At 66.6% G+C, this 13718-nt stretch carries 14 protein-coding genes and 1 other RNA gene; 10 read left to right on the forward strand and 5 right to left on the reverse strand.

Annotated features, from left to right (window positions below):
* Nucleotides 1-179 precede the first annotated feature (179 nt).
* Nucleotides 180-1208: a hypothetical protein gene (locus AB0J16_RS42910; RefSeq protein ID WP_358550922.1), complete on the reverse strand. Its 1029-nt coding sequence runs from the start codon at nt 1206-1208 to the stop codon at nt 180-182.
* Nucleotides 1209-1255: 47 nt separating this feature from the next.
* On the opposite strand from AB0J16_RS42910, the gene prfB reads away from it, so the two are divergent.
* Nucleotides 1256-2371, forward strand: a complete 1116-nt coding sequence (gene prfB, locus AB0J16_RS42915; RefSeq protein ID WP_358550924.1) for a peptide chain release factor 2 — start codon at nt 1256-1258, stop codon at nt 2369-2371.
* Here prfB and AB0J16_RS42920 read toward each other — a convergent pair.
* On the reverse strand, nt 2357-2548 hold the full coding sequence (locus AB0J16_RS42920) for a hypothetical protein (RefSeq protein WP_225295827.1): 192 nt from the start codon (nt 2546-2548) through the stop codon (nt 2357-2359). The genes prfB and AB0J16_RS42920 overlap by 15 nt on opposite strands.
* Before the next feature lie 203 nt (nt 2549-2751).
* On the opposite strand from AB0J16_RS42920, the gene ftsE reads away from it, so the two are divergent.
* From ftsE to AB0J16_RS42955, 7 genes are all read left to right on the forward strand, one after another.
* Nucleotides 2752-3441: a cell division ATP-binding protein FtsE gene (gene ftsE, locus AB0J16_RS42925; protein WP_049564761.1), complete on the forward strand. Its 690-nt coding sequence runs from the start codon at nt 2752-2754 to the stop codon at nt 3439-3441.
* A gap of 20 nt (nt 3442-3461) precedes the next feature.
* Complete coding sequence (ftsX, locus tag AB0J16_RS42930; RefSeq protein WP_358550926.1) at nt 3462-4367, forward strand: permease-like cell division protein FtsX; 906 nt, start codon at nt 3462-3464, stop codon at nt 4365-4367.
* 23 nt (nt 4368-4390) lie between these two features.
* Nucleotides 4391-4858, forward strand: a complete 468-nt coding sequence (gene smpB / locus AB0J16_RS42935; RefSeq protein ID WP_357949212.1) for an SsrA-binding protein SmpB — start codon at nt 4391-4393, stop codon at nt 4856-4858.
* The gene (locus tag AB0J16_RS42940; RefSeq protein ID WP_358550928.1) at nt 4855-6729 is read left to right on the forward strand and encodes a penicillin-binding transpeptidase domain-containing protein; all 1875 of its coding nucleotides are present in this window, start codon (nt 4855-4857) and stop codon (nt 6727-6729) included. Before smpB ends, AB0J16_RS42940 begins: the two co-directional genes overlap by 4 nt.
* A 281-nt stretch (nt 6730-7010) precedes the next feature.
* Nucleotides 7011-7394, forward strand: a transfer-messenger RNA (tmRNA) gene (gene ssrA / locus AB0J16_RS42945).
* Nucleotides 7395-7759: 365 nt separating this feature from the next.
* Nucleotides 7760-8317 (forward strand): hypothetical protein, encoded by a 558-nt coding sequence (locus AB0J16_RS42950; protein ID WP_358550930.1) that lies wholly within the window; start codon nt 7760-7762, stop codon nt 8315-8317.
* Between the two features lie 209 nt (nt 8318-8526).
* A complete protein-coding gene (locus AB0J16_RS42955) occupies nt 8527-8733 on the forward strand; it encodes a hypothetical protein (protein WP_358550932.1) in 207 nt (68 codons plus the stop codon).
* 164 nt (nt 8734-8897) lie between these two features.
* Here the strand turns inward: AB0J16_RS42955 and AB0J16_RS42960 are convergent, their stop codons facing one another.
* Nucleotides 8898-10940, reverse strand: a complete 2043-nt coding sequence (locus AB0J16_RS42960; protein WP_358550934.1) for a caspase family protein — start codon at nt 10938-10940, stop codon at nt 8898-8900.
* Entirely contained in the window at nt 10921-11268 is a 348-nt protein-coding gene (locus tag AB0J16_RS42965) for a hypothetical protein (protein WP_358550936.1), read from the reverse strand. Before AB0J16_RS42965 ends, AB0J16_RS42960 begins: the two co-directional genes overlap by 20 nt.
* A gap of 202 nt (nt 11269-11470) precedes the next feature.
* Here AB0J16_RS42965 and AB0J16_RS42970 point away from each other — a divergent pair, with 202 nt between their 5' ends.
* Together AB0J16_RS42970 and AB0J16_RS42975 are read left to right on the forward strand one after the other, a co-directional pair.
* The gene (locus AB0J16_RS42970) at nt 11471-11917 is read left to right on the forward strand and encodes a tyrosine-type recombinase/integrase (protein WP_358550938.1); all 447 of its coding nucleotides are present in this window, start codon (nt 11471-11473) and stop codon (nt 11915-11917) included.
* Nucleotides 11820-12416, forward strand: a complete 597-nt coding sequence (locus AB0J16_RS42975) for a GNAT family N-acetyltransferase (RefSeq protein WP_358550940.1) — start codon at nt 11820-11822, stop codon at nt 12414-12416. The genes AB0J16_RS42970 and AB0J16_RS42975 overlap by 98 nt, the downstream gene beginning before the upstream one ends.
* Before the next feature lie 220 nt (nt 12417-12636).
* Here the strand turns inward: AB0J16_RS42975 and AB0J16_RS42980 are convergent, their stop codons facing one another.
* A complete protein-coding gene (locus AB0J16_RS42980; RefSeq protein ID WP_358550942.1) occupies nt 12637-13143 on the reverse strand; it encodes an NUDIX hydrolase in 507 nt (168 codons plus the stop codon).
* Nucleotides 13144-13718: the final 575 nt, after the last annotated feature.

Here is a 13718-nt window from a genome sequence, read left to right on the forward strand (position 1 = left end):
CCACGGGGGCAGCGTGTCCCGGCTCTGTGCGGTGGGTCAGGGACGACCACGGCCGGGGCCAAGAACGCGCACGTCACGGCGCCCAGCCACCTCCACCGGAGGAGCGTGCCCCTGGACAGGGCTCAGCCCCGTATGGCGGGTGGGGCCCACCGCGCCTGCCGTAAAAAAAGAAAATGGTGTTAGGGGTCGCCGCCTACGGCCTTGGTGAGGGCGCCGGTGTGGGCGATGATGGCGGCCGGGGTCGGGGTGCCGGATGGCGGGACGACCGTTGCGTACTGGTTGATCTCCGTCGTCTTCAGGAAGCGGCGCGCCCTGTCGTTGTGATAGAGCCAGCGGGCCGACTCAGGCACCGGGACGAAATCCGCCTTGTCCGTCTCCACCGTGGTCGTCGTCGTGCGCGTCATCGCGTATTGGATCAGCGCCCCGCCGCCCACCATGCGCAGCGCGTAGACCGGGTAGTCGCCGGCGCTGAAGATCGAGTCGTAGCTGAACCCGCCGATCTTGGCGCGTTCCCGGTCGGTGGTGATCTGCTCCGCCACGTCCGTGGTGTAGGGGCCCCGTTCGAGCAGGCCGGCCGCCACGCCCGTCTCTCCCGCCTCCGCCACCGTGGCGTGCAGCGGGCCCATGAACTGCGGACTGATGGTGATGGTTTTGTCGTCGGGCGCCAGCACCGTCGCGTAGCCGTCAGCGTCGAACTGGATGTGGGGCGGGTCCTGCCCCGGCAGCAGCTGCGTCGCCGAGCTGAGCCGCCAGTCGTCGGTCTTGGCGTCGGCATTGGCGAACGTCAGCAGCGTCGGATGGCCGTTGCGCGTGGCCAGCACCGTGAACCAGGCCGCCGTCTCACTCTGCTTGAACCGCGGGACGATCAGCGTCGGCGCGCCCCACGTGAAGCGCGGCGGCCGGTTGCCCGTCGACAGGAACGCGGACGAGGTGAGCTGCGCCTCCGCGTCGCGGGTCAGCTCCATCGCCAGCCGCAGGTCGCCCCCGGCGCGCAGCAGGTCGTCGGTGGCGGTGAACGTGGCGAACGCCTTGGCCGCGTCGGCCGGCGTGATCAGCGGGGTCTCCGCCGAGGGCGTCGGGGTCACGGGCTTGGCCGTGGTCGCCGCCACCTGACTGGGCTCGGATTGTGGCGCGGCCGAGCAGCCGACCGCCGCGGCCAGCAGGCCGGCGGCGAGCGCCAGCACCTTCCGCCGACCGTAACTACGCACGTGGCCATGTTATTCGGGCCCGCGAGGGTCGCGTACCCTAAGGAAACGTGGCAGGTATCGATCCAGCAGAAGAGATCAACGAGCTCGCGGGCACCCTGCGGAGCATCCAGGACGTGCTCGACCTCGGCGCCATGCGCAAGCAGATCGAGGAGCTGGAGGGGCAGGTAGCCGCGCCCGACCTGTGGGATGACCCTGAGCAGGCCCAGAAGGTCACCAGCAAGCTCTCGCACATGCAGGGTGAGCTCAACCGCGTCGAAGGGCTGGTGCGCCGCCTCGACGACCTCAGCGTCCTCTACGAGCTGGCCGCCGAGGAGGGCGACGAGGACACCAGGGCCGAGGCCGACAAGGAGCTGGCCTCCCTCCGGTCCGACATCGGCGCGCTGGAGGTCCGCACCCTCCTGTCGGGCCCCTACGACGCGCGCGAGGCGCTGCTCACCATCAACTCGCAGGCCGGTGGCGTCGACGCCGCCGACTGGGCGGAGATGCTGCTGCGGATGTACTTGCGGTGGGCCGAGCGCAAGGGCTTCCCGACCGAGGTCTACGACACCTCCTACGCGGAAGAGGCCGGCATCAAGTCGGCCACCTTCACGATCAAGTCGCCCTACGCCTACGGCACGCTCCGTGGCGAGCACGGCACCCACCGTCTGGTCCGCATCAGCCCGTTCGACAACCAGGGCCGCCGCCAGACCTCGTTCGCCGGGGTCGACATCGTGCCGGTCGTCGAGCAGACCGACCACATCGACATCAACGAGGACGAGCTCCGCATCGACGTCTACCGCTCGTCGGGACCTGGCGGCCAGGGCGTCAACACGACCGACTCGGCGGTCCGCATCACCCACCTGCCGACCGGCATCGTGGTCTCCTGCCAGAACGAGCGCTCACAGCTCCAGAACCGCGCCTCGGCGATGAACGTGCTGCAGGCCAAGCTGCTGGAGCGCAAGCGGCAGGAGGAGGCTGAGCGCATGTCCGAGCTGCGGGGCGCCTCGACCACGTCATGGGGCACGCAGATCCGCAACTACGTGCTGCACCCCTACCAGATCGTGAAGGATCTGCGCACGGGCACGGAGGCGGGCAACCCGACCGCCGTTCTCGACGGCGACATCGATGAGTTCATCGAGTCGGAGATCCGCTGGATGCGCCGGCAGGAATCAGAGCCCGCTTAGGTGCTTGAGCACCAGGGCCAGGAAGAGCAGCACGACCAGCAGCAGCAGGATAAGGGCGGGTGACAGCCCGGCGAAGCCGTGGTTGTGCATCCGCTCGCGGTTGGCACGGCACAGGGGGCAGCGGCCCTCGATCACGGGGTGGGCGCACTGCGCGCATACGAGGTGTTGGCAACTCATGTCAGCCCCAAGTCTAGCCGCACAATCGTTTTGTTTCCGTTATGGACGTTCCATGCCAGTCTTCCCCCTAGACTGTGCTCTGGCCAATCGGAACGTCGATCATCAGTAAAGAAAGCCGTCCCCGATAGGCGTGTGGCGGGAAGTGGGCATGTGCCACCCTCGCTTCCGTCCTGACCCCTAGACTGGCATGCCGTGATGCTCTCGTGATCCATTTCGATAATGTCACCAAGGTCTACACGAACCAGAACCGGCCCGCTCTCGACCATGTCTCCGTTGACGTGGACAAGGGCGAGTTCGTGTTCCTCGTCGGTCCTTCGGGATCAGGCAAGTCCACCTTCCTGCGTCTGGTTCTGAAGGAGGAGCGGCCCAACTCCGGGGCGATTCACGTCGCCGGCAAGGATCTGGCCCGCCTGTCCAACTTCAAGGTGCCGCACCTGCGCCGCCGCATCGGCTGCGTGTTCCAGGACTTCAGGCTGCTCCCGAACAAGAACGTCTACGAGAATGTGGCGTTCGCGCTCGAGGTCATCGGTAAGCCGCGGCGGTTCATCCGCAAGGTGGTGCCCGAGGTCATCGAGCTGGTCGGCCTGGAAGGCAAGGCCCACCGGATGCCCGACGAGCTGTCAGGCGGCGAGCAGCAGCGCGTCGCCATGGCCCGCGCCTTCGTCAACCGGCCCATGATCCTGCTGGCCGACGAGCCGACGGGCAACATCGACCCCGCGACGAGCATCGGCATCATGAAGGTGCTCGACCGGATCAACAGGACTGGCACTACGGTCGTCATGGCCACGCACGACGCGGCCATCGTCGACTCCATGCGCAAGCGTGTCGTGGAGCTGGAGGACGGCAAGATCGTCCGCGACCAGTCGCGTGGCGTGTACGGCCAGGCGTACTGACAGGGAGCAGTAGACAGAACATGCGGGCGAACTTCATCTTCTCCGAGGTCTGGATCGGCCTCCGTCGCAATCTCACGATGACGATCGCAGTGGTCATCACCGTGGCCGTCGGCATGGCGATGCTGGGCGTCGGCCTGATGATCAACGCCCAGGTCACGATGATGCAGGGCTTCTGGTACGACAAGGTCGAGGTATCGGTCTTCTTGTGCGGCAAGAACCCCACGATGCCCACTTGCAAGGGCAAGCCGATCAGCACCCAGCAGACCAAGGCTCTGGAGGGCGAGATCCAGGGCATGGCCGGCGTCGAAGCGGTCATCTACGAGGACCAGGCCACCGCGTACGCCAACTTCCAGAAGTCCTATGCCGCCAACAAGCTGCTCGTCGAAGCGACCAAGGTCGACGACATGCCCACGTCCTTCCGCGTCAAGCTGAAGGACCCCAACAACTATCAACCGATAGTGCAGGCGCTCACGGGCAAGCCCGGCGTGTCGCAGGTGACGAACCAGAGGGACCTGGTCAACCAGTTCTTCGGGCTGCTGGACAAGCTCAGATCCGGTGCGCTGGCGGTGGCCATCGTCCTTGTGCTGGCGGCGGCGTTGCTGATCGGCAACACCGTGCGGCTGTCGGCCTTCAACCGCCGTCGAGAAACCGGGATCATGCGGCTGGTGGGGGCGTCCAACCTCTATATCCAGCTGCCCTTCGTCATGGAGGGCGTGATCTCCGGGCTGATGGGCGGGGTGATCGCCGCCGTGATGCTGATCGTCGCGAAGGTCTTCCTGTTCGAGGAGATCGCGCGTTATTTCGCGTTCGGCAGTCAGCTCGGCTGGGACTCGGTGGCCTCGGTAATCACGCTGACCATGGTGATCGGTGTGTTCATCTGTGTGCTGGCATCCTTCGTCACGCTCCGCCGCTACCTCAGGGTCTGACGAATCGCCGGTAAGGTCGAGGCATGCCACGTGAGACCGGGCGGAAGGTCGTCGCCCAGAACAAACGTGCCCGGCACGACTACCACGTCGAGGACACCTTCGAGGCGGGGCTCGTGCTGCAGGGCACCGAGGTGAAGTCGTTGCGCGAGGGACGGGCGTCCCTCACCGACGGCTACGCCTCCATCGACGATGGCGAAGCGTGGTTGCTGAACGTCCACATCCCCGAATACACCCAGGGGACGTGGACGAACCACGCCGCCCGTCGCAAACGCAAGCTCCTGCTCCACCGCAAGGAGATCGACAAGCTCGCCGCCAAGACCAAGGAGGGCGGGCTGACGATCGTGCCGCTGTCGCTCTACTTCAAGGACGGCCGGGCCAAGATCGAGATCGGCATCGCCCGCGGTAAGAAGGACTGGGACAAGCGGCAGACGCTGGCGGAGCAGCAGGCCAAGCGCGAGATGGCCCGGGCAGTGCGGCATCGCAACCGATGAACCGTCCCGTACGCCTGGGCCGCGTACGCCGCGGCCTGGCCGCGACCGTCACGCTGGCCGTCGCGAGCATGTCGCTGACCGCCTGCTTCGAGGAGTCCTCCCCGCACGATGCCGTGCGGGACTTCCTGGTGGGCTGGCAGTCGGAGGACTACGACCTGGCCGCCGGCCGTACCGACGGTGACCGGGCGACCGTACGCAAGGCGCTCTCGGACGCGAAGGTCGAGCTCGACGCGGCCTCGTTCCGGTTCAAGATCACAAAGATCAGCCTGGCCGGCGACCAGACGCGGGCCGACTTCCGCGCCGAGGTCGACCTGGGGGAGAACAATCCCCTCTGGGCGTACGACGGCGTGCTCCCGCTGCACCTGGTGAACGGTCAGTGGAAGGTGCGCTGGTCGCCTTCCGTGCTGCACCCGCAGCTGAAGGACGGCCAGCGGTTCGCCGTCTCCACCGATCCGAACCCCCGCCAGTCGGTCGTCGACAGAAACGGCAACCCGCTGCAGAGCCCCCAGTTCCTCTACGTGGTCAGAGTCATCCCGTCGCAGCTCGGTGACCAGGCGGAGGAGGTCGTCGCGCAGCTCTCGGCGATCACTGAGTTCGCCCAGGACCGGCTGCTGAGCCGCATCAGGTCGTCACCGCCGAAGCAGTTCGTCCAGCTCGCCAACTTCGGCGCCCAACGCTACCGCGAGCTGAAGGACAGGCTCGACAAGATCCCGCAGCTCAACATCCAGCAGCAGAAGCAGCCTGTCGCGCCCGACGCCCCCAAGGACATCGTCGGCAAGGTGAGCGCGCTGACCCCGGAGACCGAGCAGAAACTCGGCGGCCCGCAGCGGGCGGGCGACTCCTATGGACAGAGTGGGCTCCAGCGGGCCTATCAGGACTACCTCACCGGATCCACGCAGACCCGGGTGATCACCCTCGACCTCAAGACCGACGACGAGGTCGCGCAGCTAAAGGAGTGGCCCGGCCGCAAGAACGTACCCGTACACACCACGATCGACAGCGCCAAGCAGCGCGCCGCCGAAGCCGCCGTGGCGCAGACGGAGACCAGCGCGCTAGTGGCGGTCGACCGGTCGACCGGCGAGATCCTGGCGGTGGGCACGAAGGGCCTCAACCAGGAGAAGGACGCCTTGGCCGGCAAGTTCCCGGCCGGCAGCGCCTTCTCGATCGTGGCCGCCGACGCGCTGCTCAAAGCCGGGATGAAGACCAAGCAGAAGCTCGCCTGCCCGGCCGAGCGCACGGTGGGCGGCGCGCACTTCGTGACGGCGAGTCAGGTCATCGGCGCCTCACCGACGTTCAAGGACAACTTCGCCAAGGGCTGCGTCACCGCACTGGCCTCGCTGGCCCGGCGCGTCGACGCCACGGCCCTGAAAAAGAGTGCTGAGGCGCTCGGCATCGGCAAGGACTGGCGGCTGCCGCTCAAGTCGTTCAGCGGCTCGCTGCCCGAGCTGACCAGCGACGCCGACAAGGCCAGGGCCATCGCGGGCCAGAACGTCCAGGTCAGCCCGCTCAGCATGGCCCTCGTCGCGGGGGCGATCGCCTCGGGCACCTGGCACCCGCCGGTGCTGGTGACCGACCCCAAGACGCCCGACCCCTCGACGGAGACGGTCGCGGTCAAGCCGCCGCAACCGGTCGCCGTTGACCCCAAGGTGCGCACGGCACTGACCGCCATGATGCAGGCCGGCGCCACCGACTCGCCCGCCCAGGCCGGCCGCGGCCAGGTCTACGGCGTGACGGCCGCGGGCGACCAGGAGAAGCGGATGGGCTGGTTCGTGGGCTGGCAGGGTGACGTGGCGATAGCCGTCATGGCCAAGAACTACGACCCCGCGGCGGTCGCGGGCGACTTCTTCTCCGGCCTGCGCGACGCTAAGTGATTTCTTGTCGCTCTAGGCAACCGTTCGGGCGGTCGGCTGCGTCTTACTCAGTGACTGCCCCGCTCGGGGGGTTGCGGGTGCAGTCGCCGTGATGAGTTCAGGACTTCATCTCGGGGGAAGTCCTGCCGTCCGGACCGGCTCGACCCTGCCGGTCGGCCCCCGGGGACGCCTACGCGTTTCCGGGGGTTTCGGCGTCTAGGGAATCAAGTTGACGCCGCAGGTGTTGGAGCATGTAAGGTCATGTTGCTCGGCTCTTCGGGGCCGTGTTGACAACTGCACATGGGGGTGACTGGCTTCGACTTCGACTTTGCAAGTCAGGTGAAGCGGGCCGAGGACTGCGGACATAACCTCGTTAACACTGTGACCGCAAACAACAAGTGCCAATTCTAAGCGCACTGTGGTCGGCCAGGGTTCCCTGGCCCTCGCTGCCTAAGTAGCGTAACCACTGTCAGCCCGGGAGTGCCTTCGGCCCGGGATCTGGCATCGTTAGAAGGCTCAACCGCTCAACCCGGCCACGGGGGAGAGCGGGAAATCAAACAGTGGCTGAGCCCGTCGGCGACACGCCTGCGTGATTGCCGGGGCTGAGAAAAGCACAGCAGGCTGCGCCCGGAGAAGCCCTGTCTTGGGGTTGAAGGACGCGGGTTCGATTCCCGCCACCTCCACAAGATCAAACCGTCTCTGACCTGCCGAAACTTCGACAGGCAGGGGCGGTTTTTTGTTCGTGGACGCGCCATGGACGCACGGGTCGTCGGACGGGGACGTAAGACCTGGTCGTTGCCTACGTTCACGGAACCGCCCTAGCGGAAGGGACAGATGGTTCCGTGGCACCACGCAAACGAGCCGAAGGCATCGACTACCGGAAGAAGAAGGACGGCGCCCTCTCCTTCAGGGTGCGCTGGCGGGAAGGCGGACGCCGTGACGGCCCGCTCGGGTCGTACACCTTCGACGACCTGGAGTCCGCGAAGATCTTCCGTGGGGCACTCGTGGCCAACGGGTTCCGTGACCGTACAAGAGCCCGGCGTTCGCCGAGATGCTCGGCCTGGCCTCCCAGCCGACCGACGTCCTCACCTTCGCACAAGTCGCCAACGAGTACCTGGCCACGCTCGTGGACGCCGAGCGGCGGACAATCGGTCAGTACCGCAAGACGCTGGAGGACCATTTCCTGCTCGCGATCGTCACGCTTCCCGATGGCACCACCGTCGGGCCTCTCGGCCGATTACCGATTGACGAGCTCACGAAGGACATCATCCAGGCGTGGATCAATCTGATGCGGGCGAAGCAGCACGGGAAGAACGTCCTGCGCCCTTACGCGCCCAAGACGATCATCAACATTCACGGGACGGTGATATCGCGGGTCTTCGACTACGCCATCGACGATGAGTACTGCTCGCGTCAGCCGTGCTGGCAGGTCAAGCTGCCGGAGCGAAAGGGCAGGGCGGTTAAAGCGGTCAATGTGATCACCGGTCTGGAGATCCCGGAATGGATAGCGTGCGCCTACGAGGTCGATGAGGACACGGGCGATATCACGTTGGTGCTTCTCGCCAAGGGACTTCGGTGGGGCGAGCTGACAAGCGCTACGGGTGTGTGATGTGGACTTCGACTCCGGGACGCTGACCGTGGCCCAGGTTGTCCGCGAGGACGAGAATCGGCGGCCCTACATCGATTTCACGGAAGGCAAGAGCGCGAACGCCTTCCGCACTATCACGCTCCCTGCCAAGGCTCTGGAGGTGCTTCGTCGGCGCGCTGAGGGCAGGGCCAAGCTGGGACTCCCACCTCACCCCTGACGCCGACTCCAGGATGGCCACGGCCATCGACTCCACCCTCACCGGAGGAAAGACCCAAGAGATCGTGTCCGAGGCGTCCGCCGCCGCGGCCCCGTCGAACGACGCAGCCACCGATCTGCCGCCCGAGCTGACGGCGTTGCTGACCAAGGCCATCGGGCAAGCCCTTGCGGACGGCGGATCCTCATCCCCTACCTGCGCGGCAATCCCGCCGTTAAAGTGATCAAACTCCGGGGGAGGGATTCTCGAATGGTCAGACTCGACAGGCCTGTACCGCTGGCGGATCCCGGCGAGCAACGCCGGCAGGGCCACTCACGAGACAGTTCTCGACGCCATCGCGGACTACGAAGGTAGAGCAGCCGATTTCGTTAACGACAGGCCGACTTCTCAGGCGGGGCCCAGGTCCCACAGCCGAGTTGCCCTTGGGCCTCCCTCGCGCTCAGAGCGCGAGGTAACAAGGACGACGGTCCTGTCTTCGAGCCGACCAAGTGCCGCTATGCCTTGGAAGACCGGAAGACGGTCTTGCAAGGTCTTGCCGCGCTGCCGGCCGGACCGCAGATCCCACACTCGCATGGCGTTGCCGTCGTCGATGAAGGCGGCGATGGGCCGGCCCTCGAGCTGCCCGATCCCGACCCAATAAACGGGTCGGAGATGGCTTTTCAGCGGCTCTCCGCGCTGCCTGCCGGTATCCAGGTCCCAGACGCGCACCGTACCGTCGTCACTGCCGGAAACGGCGATCGCCTCACCGTCGAGCTGCCCGATCGCGATGGAGTTGATCCGACCGGTGTGGCCCTTGAGGAGATCACCGCGCTGCTGGCCGGATTCCAGATCCCAGACCGCTAGTCCTCCGTCGGAGTCACTGGCGGCAACGATGGCCTGGCCGTCGAGTTGTCCGACCGCCACCGCCGCCACATCTGAGCCGGACAGGCCGGTGAGACGTGCGCCGTATCGCTCGCGAGTCCCCAAGTCCCAGACGTCGATCGAGGGACCGTGGCTTTCACACACGGCGACCGTACGCTCGCCGAACTGCGCGACCTTCACGCCGAAATTGAAGCCGTTATCAGGCTTGATTCCGATGGTTTTGCCCAGCCGTCGGCAGGTTTCCAGGTCCCACACCACGATGTCGTAGAGACCGATGGATACGCAGATGGTCTTGCCGTCGAGCTGCCCGATCGCCGCTGCCTCGATGAAATTGAATGCGCCCGACAGAAACGGCTGATGAGTTCCTTTCATGGTTTCGCCATGCTGTTCGAGCGTCTTCAGATTCCACATGCGGACCGTGTTGTCGGCGCTGCCTGTCACGGCGATGGCCATGTCACCGAGCTGCCCGATCGCCAGCGCAGTGACATGGAGATCGGAGATGAAGGTTGTGGCCCGGGGAGAGCTCGCGGGCGTGGCGGGGGCCGCTGCGGTGGCCATCGTGCTGGGGACGGTCGAGACCTGGCCGGACGGGGCGCCGGAGGGGCTGGTGCCGCGACGCCGCTGGTCAAGCCAGGGCGGAATGAGCAGGCCCGCGACCCCGGCGGCGGCCGCGGTGGTCGCCGCGGCCACGACTGCCCGCCTGTTGAGGAGCCGCGGCGGTGAAGGCCGGCCACGTGTGGTGTGGAGGTCTTGCGGAGGCGAGGTGCGGGCGGAAGCGGCGCCGACGGCGGGAAGGCCGGTGGGTAAGGCGAGGTTGCGCGCGAAAGGGTAGCGGTCCGCGGTGTCGGTGCCGCGCTGGTGAGGCAGGGGCAGGCCGGTCGCGGCGAGGCGGCTGCGCAACTGGGGGAACAGGTCGGCGAAGGTGAGGTACGCCGGACCGTCCGGGATCCCCTCGCGCAGCAGGCCCAGCAGCTGACCCGTGAACGAGGTGAGCGTCCCATGCTGATCGGCCAGAGGCGGGACGTGGGCGGGCTGATTCCGGGTGGTCGCGGTCAGCGTGTAGGCGCCGGCGACGTGGGTGAGATCGGCCAGCCCGCCAATGGAGTCGGCGGCCAGAGCTTCGATGGCCTGACCGGAAAAGCAGCAGTCCAGAATGGTGATCTTCGTCCGGGCGGGGCTCTCGCGCAAGGCCTGAGCCAGCCAGGAGTAGGCGATGCCGGTGTAATCGGGGGCGTCGGCGACGGAGTCGGCCACCGCCAGGCACAACTGGCCGCGGACGGTGAGCTTGCCGTGCCCGACGTAGTACAGCAGCAGCACCCCACGCGCCTCGCGGGCCAGCTCGCGCAGCGTCCGGGCGACCTGGCCGGCGTTACGCGGATCCCCCAGCACCGTGACCTGCTCGGCCGGCCAGCCGCACAATCCCGGGGTGGTCAGCACCCGGCGCATCGCCTCCAGGCTGTTCAACGCGGCAGGCACCGGGGGGAACCCAGGGTCGTCGTAGCCGCCCACGCCGATCAGGACCGCCCGGGAATCCGAGCGGTCGAAGGGATCAGGGGGTCTGGTCGTCACCGAGCACCTCCCGTAGCAAGGGTAAGACGTCCTTGACGTTGCTGGCTTCCAACTCCACGGTCCGCTCCCCGTCGGAGACGGTGACCTTGACGTCGCCGCGCCGGGTACGCAGCCAGGTGTTCAACGCTCGGGACAGGGCAAGACCGGCCCCGCCGGAGCTCAGCACCACGGTGATCAGCTCTACCGCGCCGCCGAGCTCTTCCTGCCCGATCTCTTTCTCCACCGGGCTGACCTCGCCGCGCAGGGTTTCCTCATCCTGCAGCCACTCCCACAACGCGGCCAGTTCCGCTAATGCGTCTCCGCCGGTGATGCGAATCCGTACGTCCACGTCCCCCCCTTTTCGCTGTATGGATTGGATCGCCGGAGCGGCCTTTGAAAACATGAGACCGCTGGTCCACTTATCACTTTGATACATGTGCGAAGGACAGAGGTGATTATTCCTGGAAATAGCTGTTTAGTGGGGCGAACGTGGTGAGGTGTGATCACCGGTGCGGAGATCCCGGAGTGGATCGAATGCGCCAACGAGGTTGATGAGGATACGGGCGACGCTGGTGCTGCTCGCGACCGGGCTGCGCTGGGGCGAACTGACCGCGCTGCGGGTCTGCGATGTGGACTTCGACGCCGGCACGCTCACCGTGGCCCAGGTTGTTCGTGAGGATGAGAACCGGCGGCCCTACATCGAATCCACAGAGGGCAAAAGTGCGAACGCATTCCGCACTATCACCCTGCCCCCGAAGGCATTGAAGGTGCTTCGGAGGCGCGCCCAGGGCAAGGGCAAGCCGGCGCTCCTCTTCCCGACCCCGGGCACCCGCGGCGGCACCCTGTGGCGCAACGCTAACTTTCAACGAACACCGCTGGCAGAAGGTGAAGGAGTTCGCGGTGCAGCGTGGCCTGATCAAGGAGCCGACCCCGCACGGGCCGCGCCACAGCCACGCAAGCGAGCTCATCCCCGTGGTGGGGATCGAGCCCGTTTCTAAGCGGATCGGGCACGCCAACGTGACCGTCACCAGTGCGGTCTACTCTCACCTCACCCCTGATGCAGACTCCAGGATGGCGCCGGTTCTACGGCGCGGCCGACGGCGACATCGAGCCATCGCACGTGCGCGAGCGGCAGATTCGCCCGGCGTTGTTCGCCGGCCCTCCGCTGCGTACGCACTGCTGGCGTGGGAAGGCGATCAGCTCGCCGGGTTCGCCTCCTACAGCTTCTTGTGGCCGAACGCGGGGCTCACGATGAACTTGTTCGTGAGGGAACTGTACGTGATCGAGCAGTGGCGGCGGCGTGGCGTAGGCCGCGCCCTCATGAACGAGCTGTTCGACATCACCATCAAGGCGGAATGCTCGCGTGTGGAGTGGACCGCCGATGGAGATAACGGGGCCGCGTACCGGTTCTACGAACGGCTCGGCGCGCGGGTGCTTGGGTCCAAGGTGTTCTATCGGGCCGACGGCGGCTGCGTTGCGCTTCGGCTGAGCCGTTGAGTCGGGCCGGTGCGGGTTGAGGCTGCCACAGCTGCCGGTGGGCACGGTGCCGCTCCGTTGGACGGGGCCGATCGCCGGACTGGTCGGCCGAAGAGGTGCCGTCCGTTCCGGTGGACCCTGTCGATGCGCGGCGTGCTGACCTGCGGGAGGACGAGTAGGCCGATAGCGGCGGTTGAGGTGGTCCAGACTCGGTGCCTTCGAGGGCCAGCTGCTGCACCTGTCATCGAACGGTGCGGCCGTTTTCGTGTTGCCTCTTGCTGAGGCGGGTGTGTTGGGCCAGGGTCGTGTCGATGATCTGAGTGTTGCTGGGGGGAGGGGTGGTGGTGTTCCACCAGCAGATGGCGCTGATCTCCTGGTTGGGGATGAAGTCGTGGTGGCGGGAGGTGGCATGGGCGGTGTAAACGGCGGCGTATTCGTTGTGTGGTGGAGTGGTGAGCCAGAAGCGTGCGTACCCGGCGAGGGTGAGGGTGGGCAGGTGCAGGCCGCTCTCCTCGTGCAGTTCCCGTACGGCTGCTTGGAGGGGAGTCTCGCCAGGGTCGATCCGGCCGCCTGGTAGTTCCCACTGTTGACGGAAGCGGTCGAAGACCAGGAGCAGGTGCCGGGCGTACCAGACCACGACCAGGGCTGCCGGCATCGGTGCGTCGTCCGGCACGCCGGGGACGTGTGTGGCTGGCAGGAACGCCGTCAGCGCGTTCCCCCTCTTGTCCATGGCCAGGGTTCGATCCATACGTCCCATGGTGAGCACTCCGCGTGCAACACCTCAACCAGACCGTTGACAGGATGCATCCGAACGTGGCGTCCGCGCTGGCAGCGTAACTCGGGAAGTAACAGCCTTCGCCCGGACAGTACAGGAGCGGCGGATCAGGTGCCGGTGCCGAGGCGGTCGTTGTCTCCGAGGTCGCGGGCGAGCCGGCGCAGGAGCGGCCCGTACTCGGGGTGTGCCAGGGCGGAGGCGAACTGGGCGGTGAGGTAGTCCGTGGGTTGCCGGTGTCGTACCAGCGGCTGGAGATGACCTGCCCGTACACGAGGTGGCTGCTGGCCGCCGGTTCGTTCCCACAGCTGAGGCGCAGGCCGTTTTCGCCACAGCCCCGGCTATTGACTGGGACGAGGTGCGGGCTGATCTGGATACGATGATCGATGACGAGCTAGGCGATCCGTTCGGCGGGACCGGCCTGTGATCCGGCATGAGCGGGGCGTTCTCGACACGAACATCGTGGCCGCCTTCAAGCTCTTTGATCCCGCCGAACTGCCCGCGGAGTCGGCGATCACCGCAGTCACGCTTGGCGAGCTGTCGCGTGGCCC

This window comes from Nonomuraea sp. NPDC049750 (assembly GCF_040659625.1).
Classification (GTDB): Bacteria; Actinomycetota; Actinomycetes; order Streptosporangiales; family Streptosporangiaceae; genus Nonomuraea.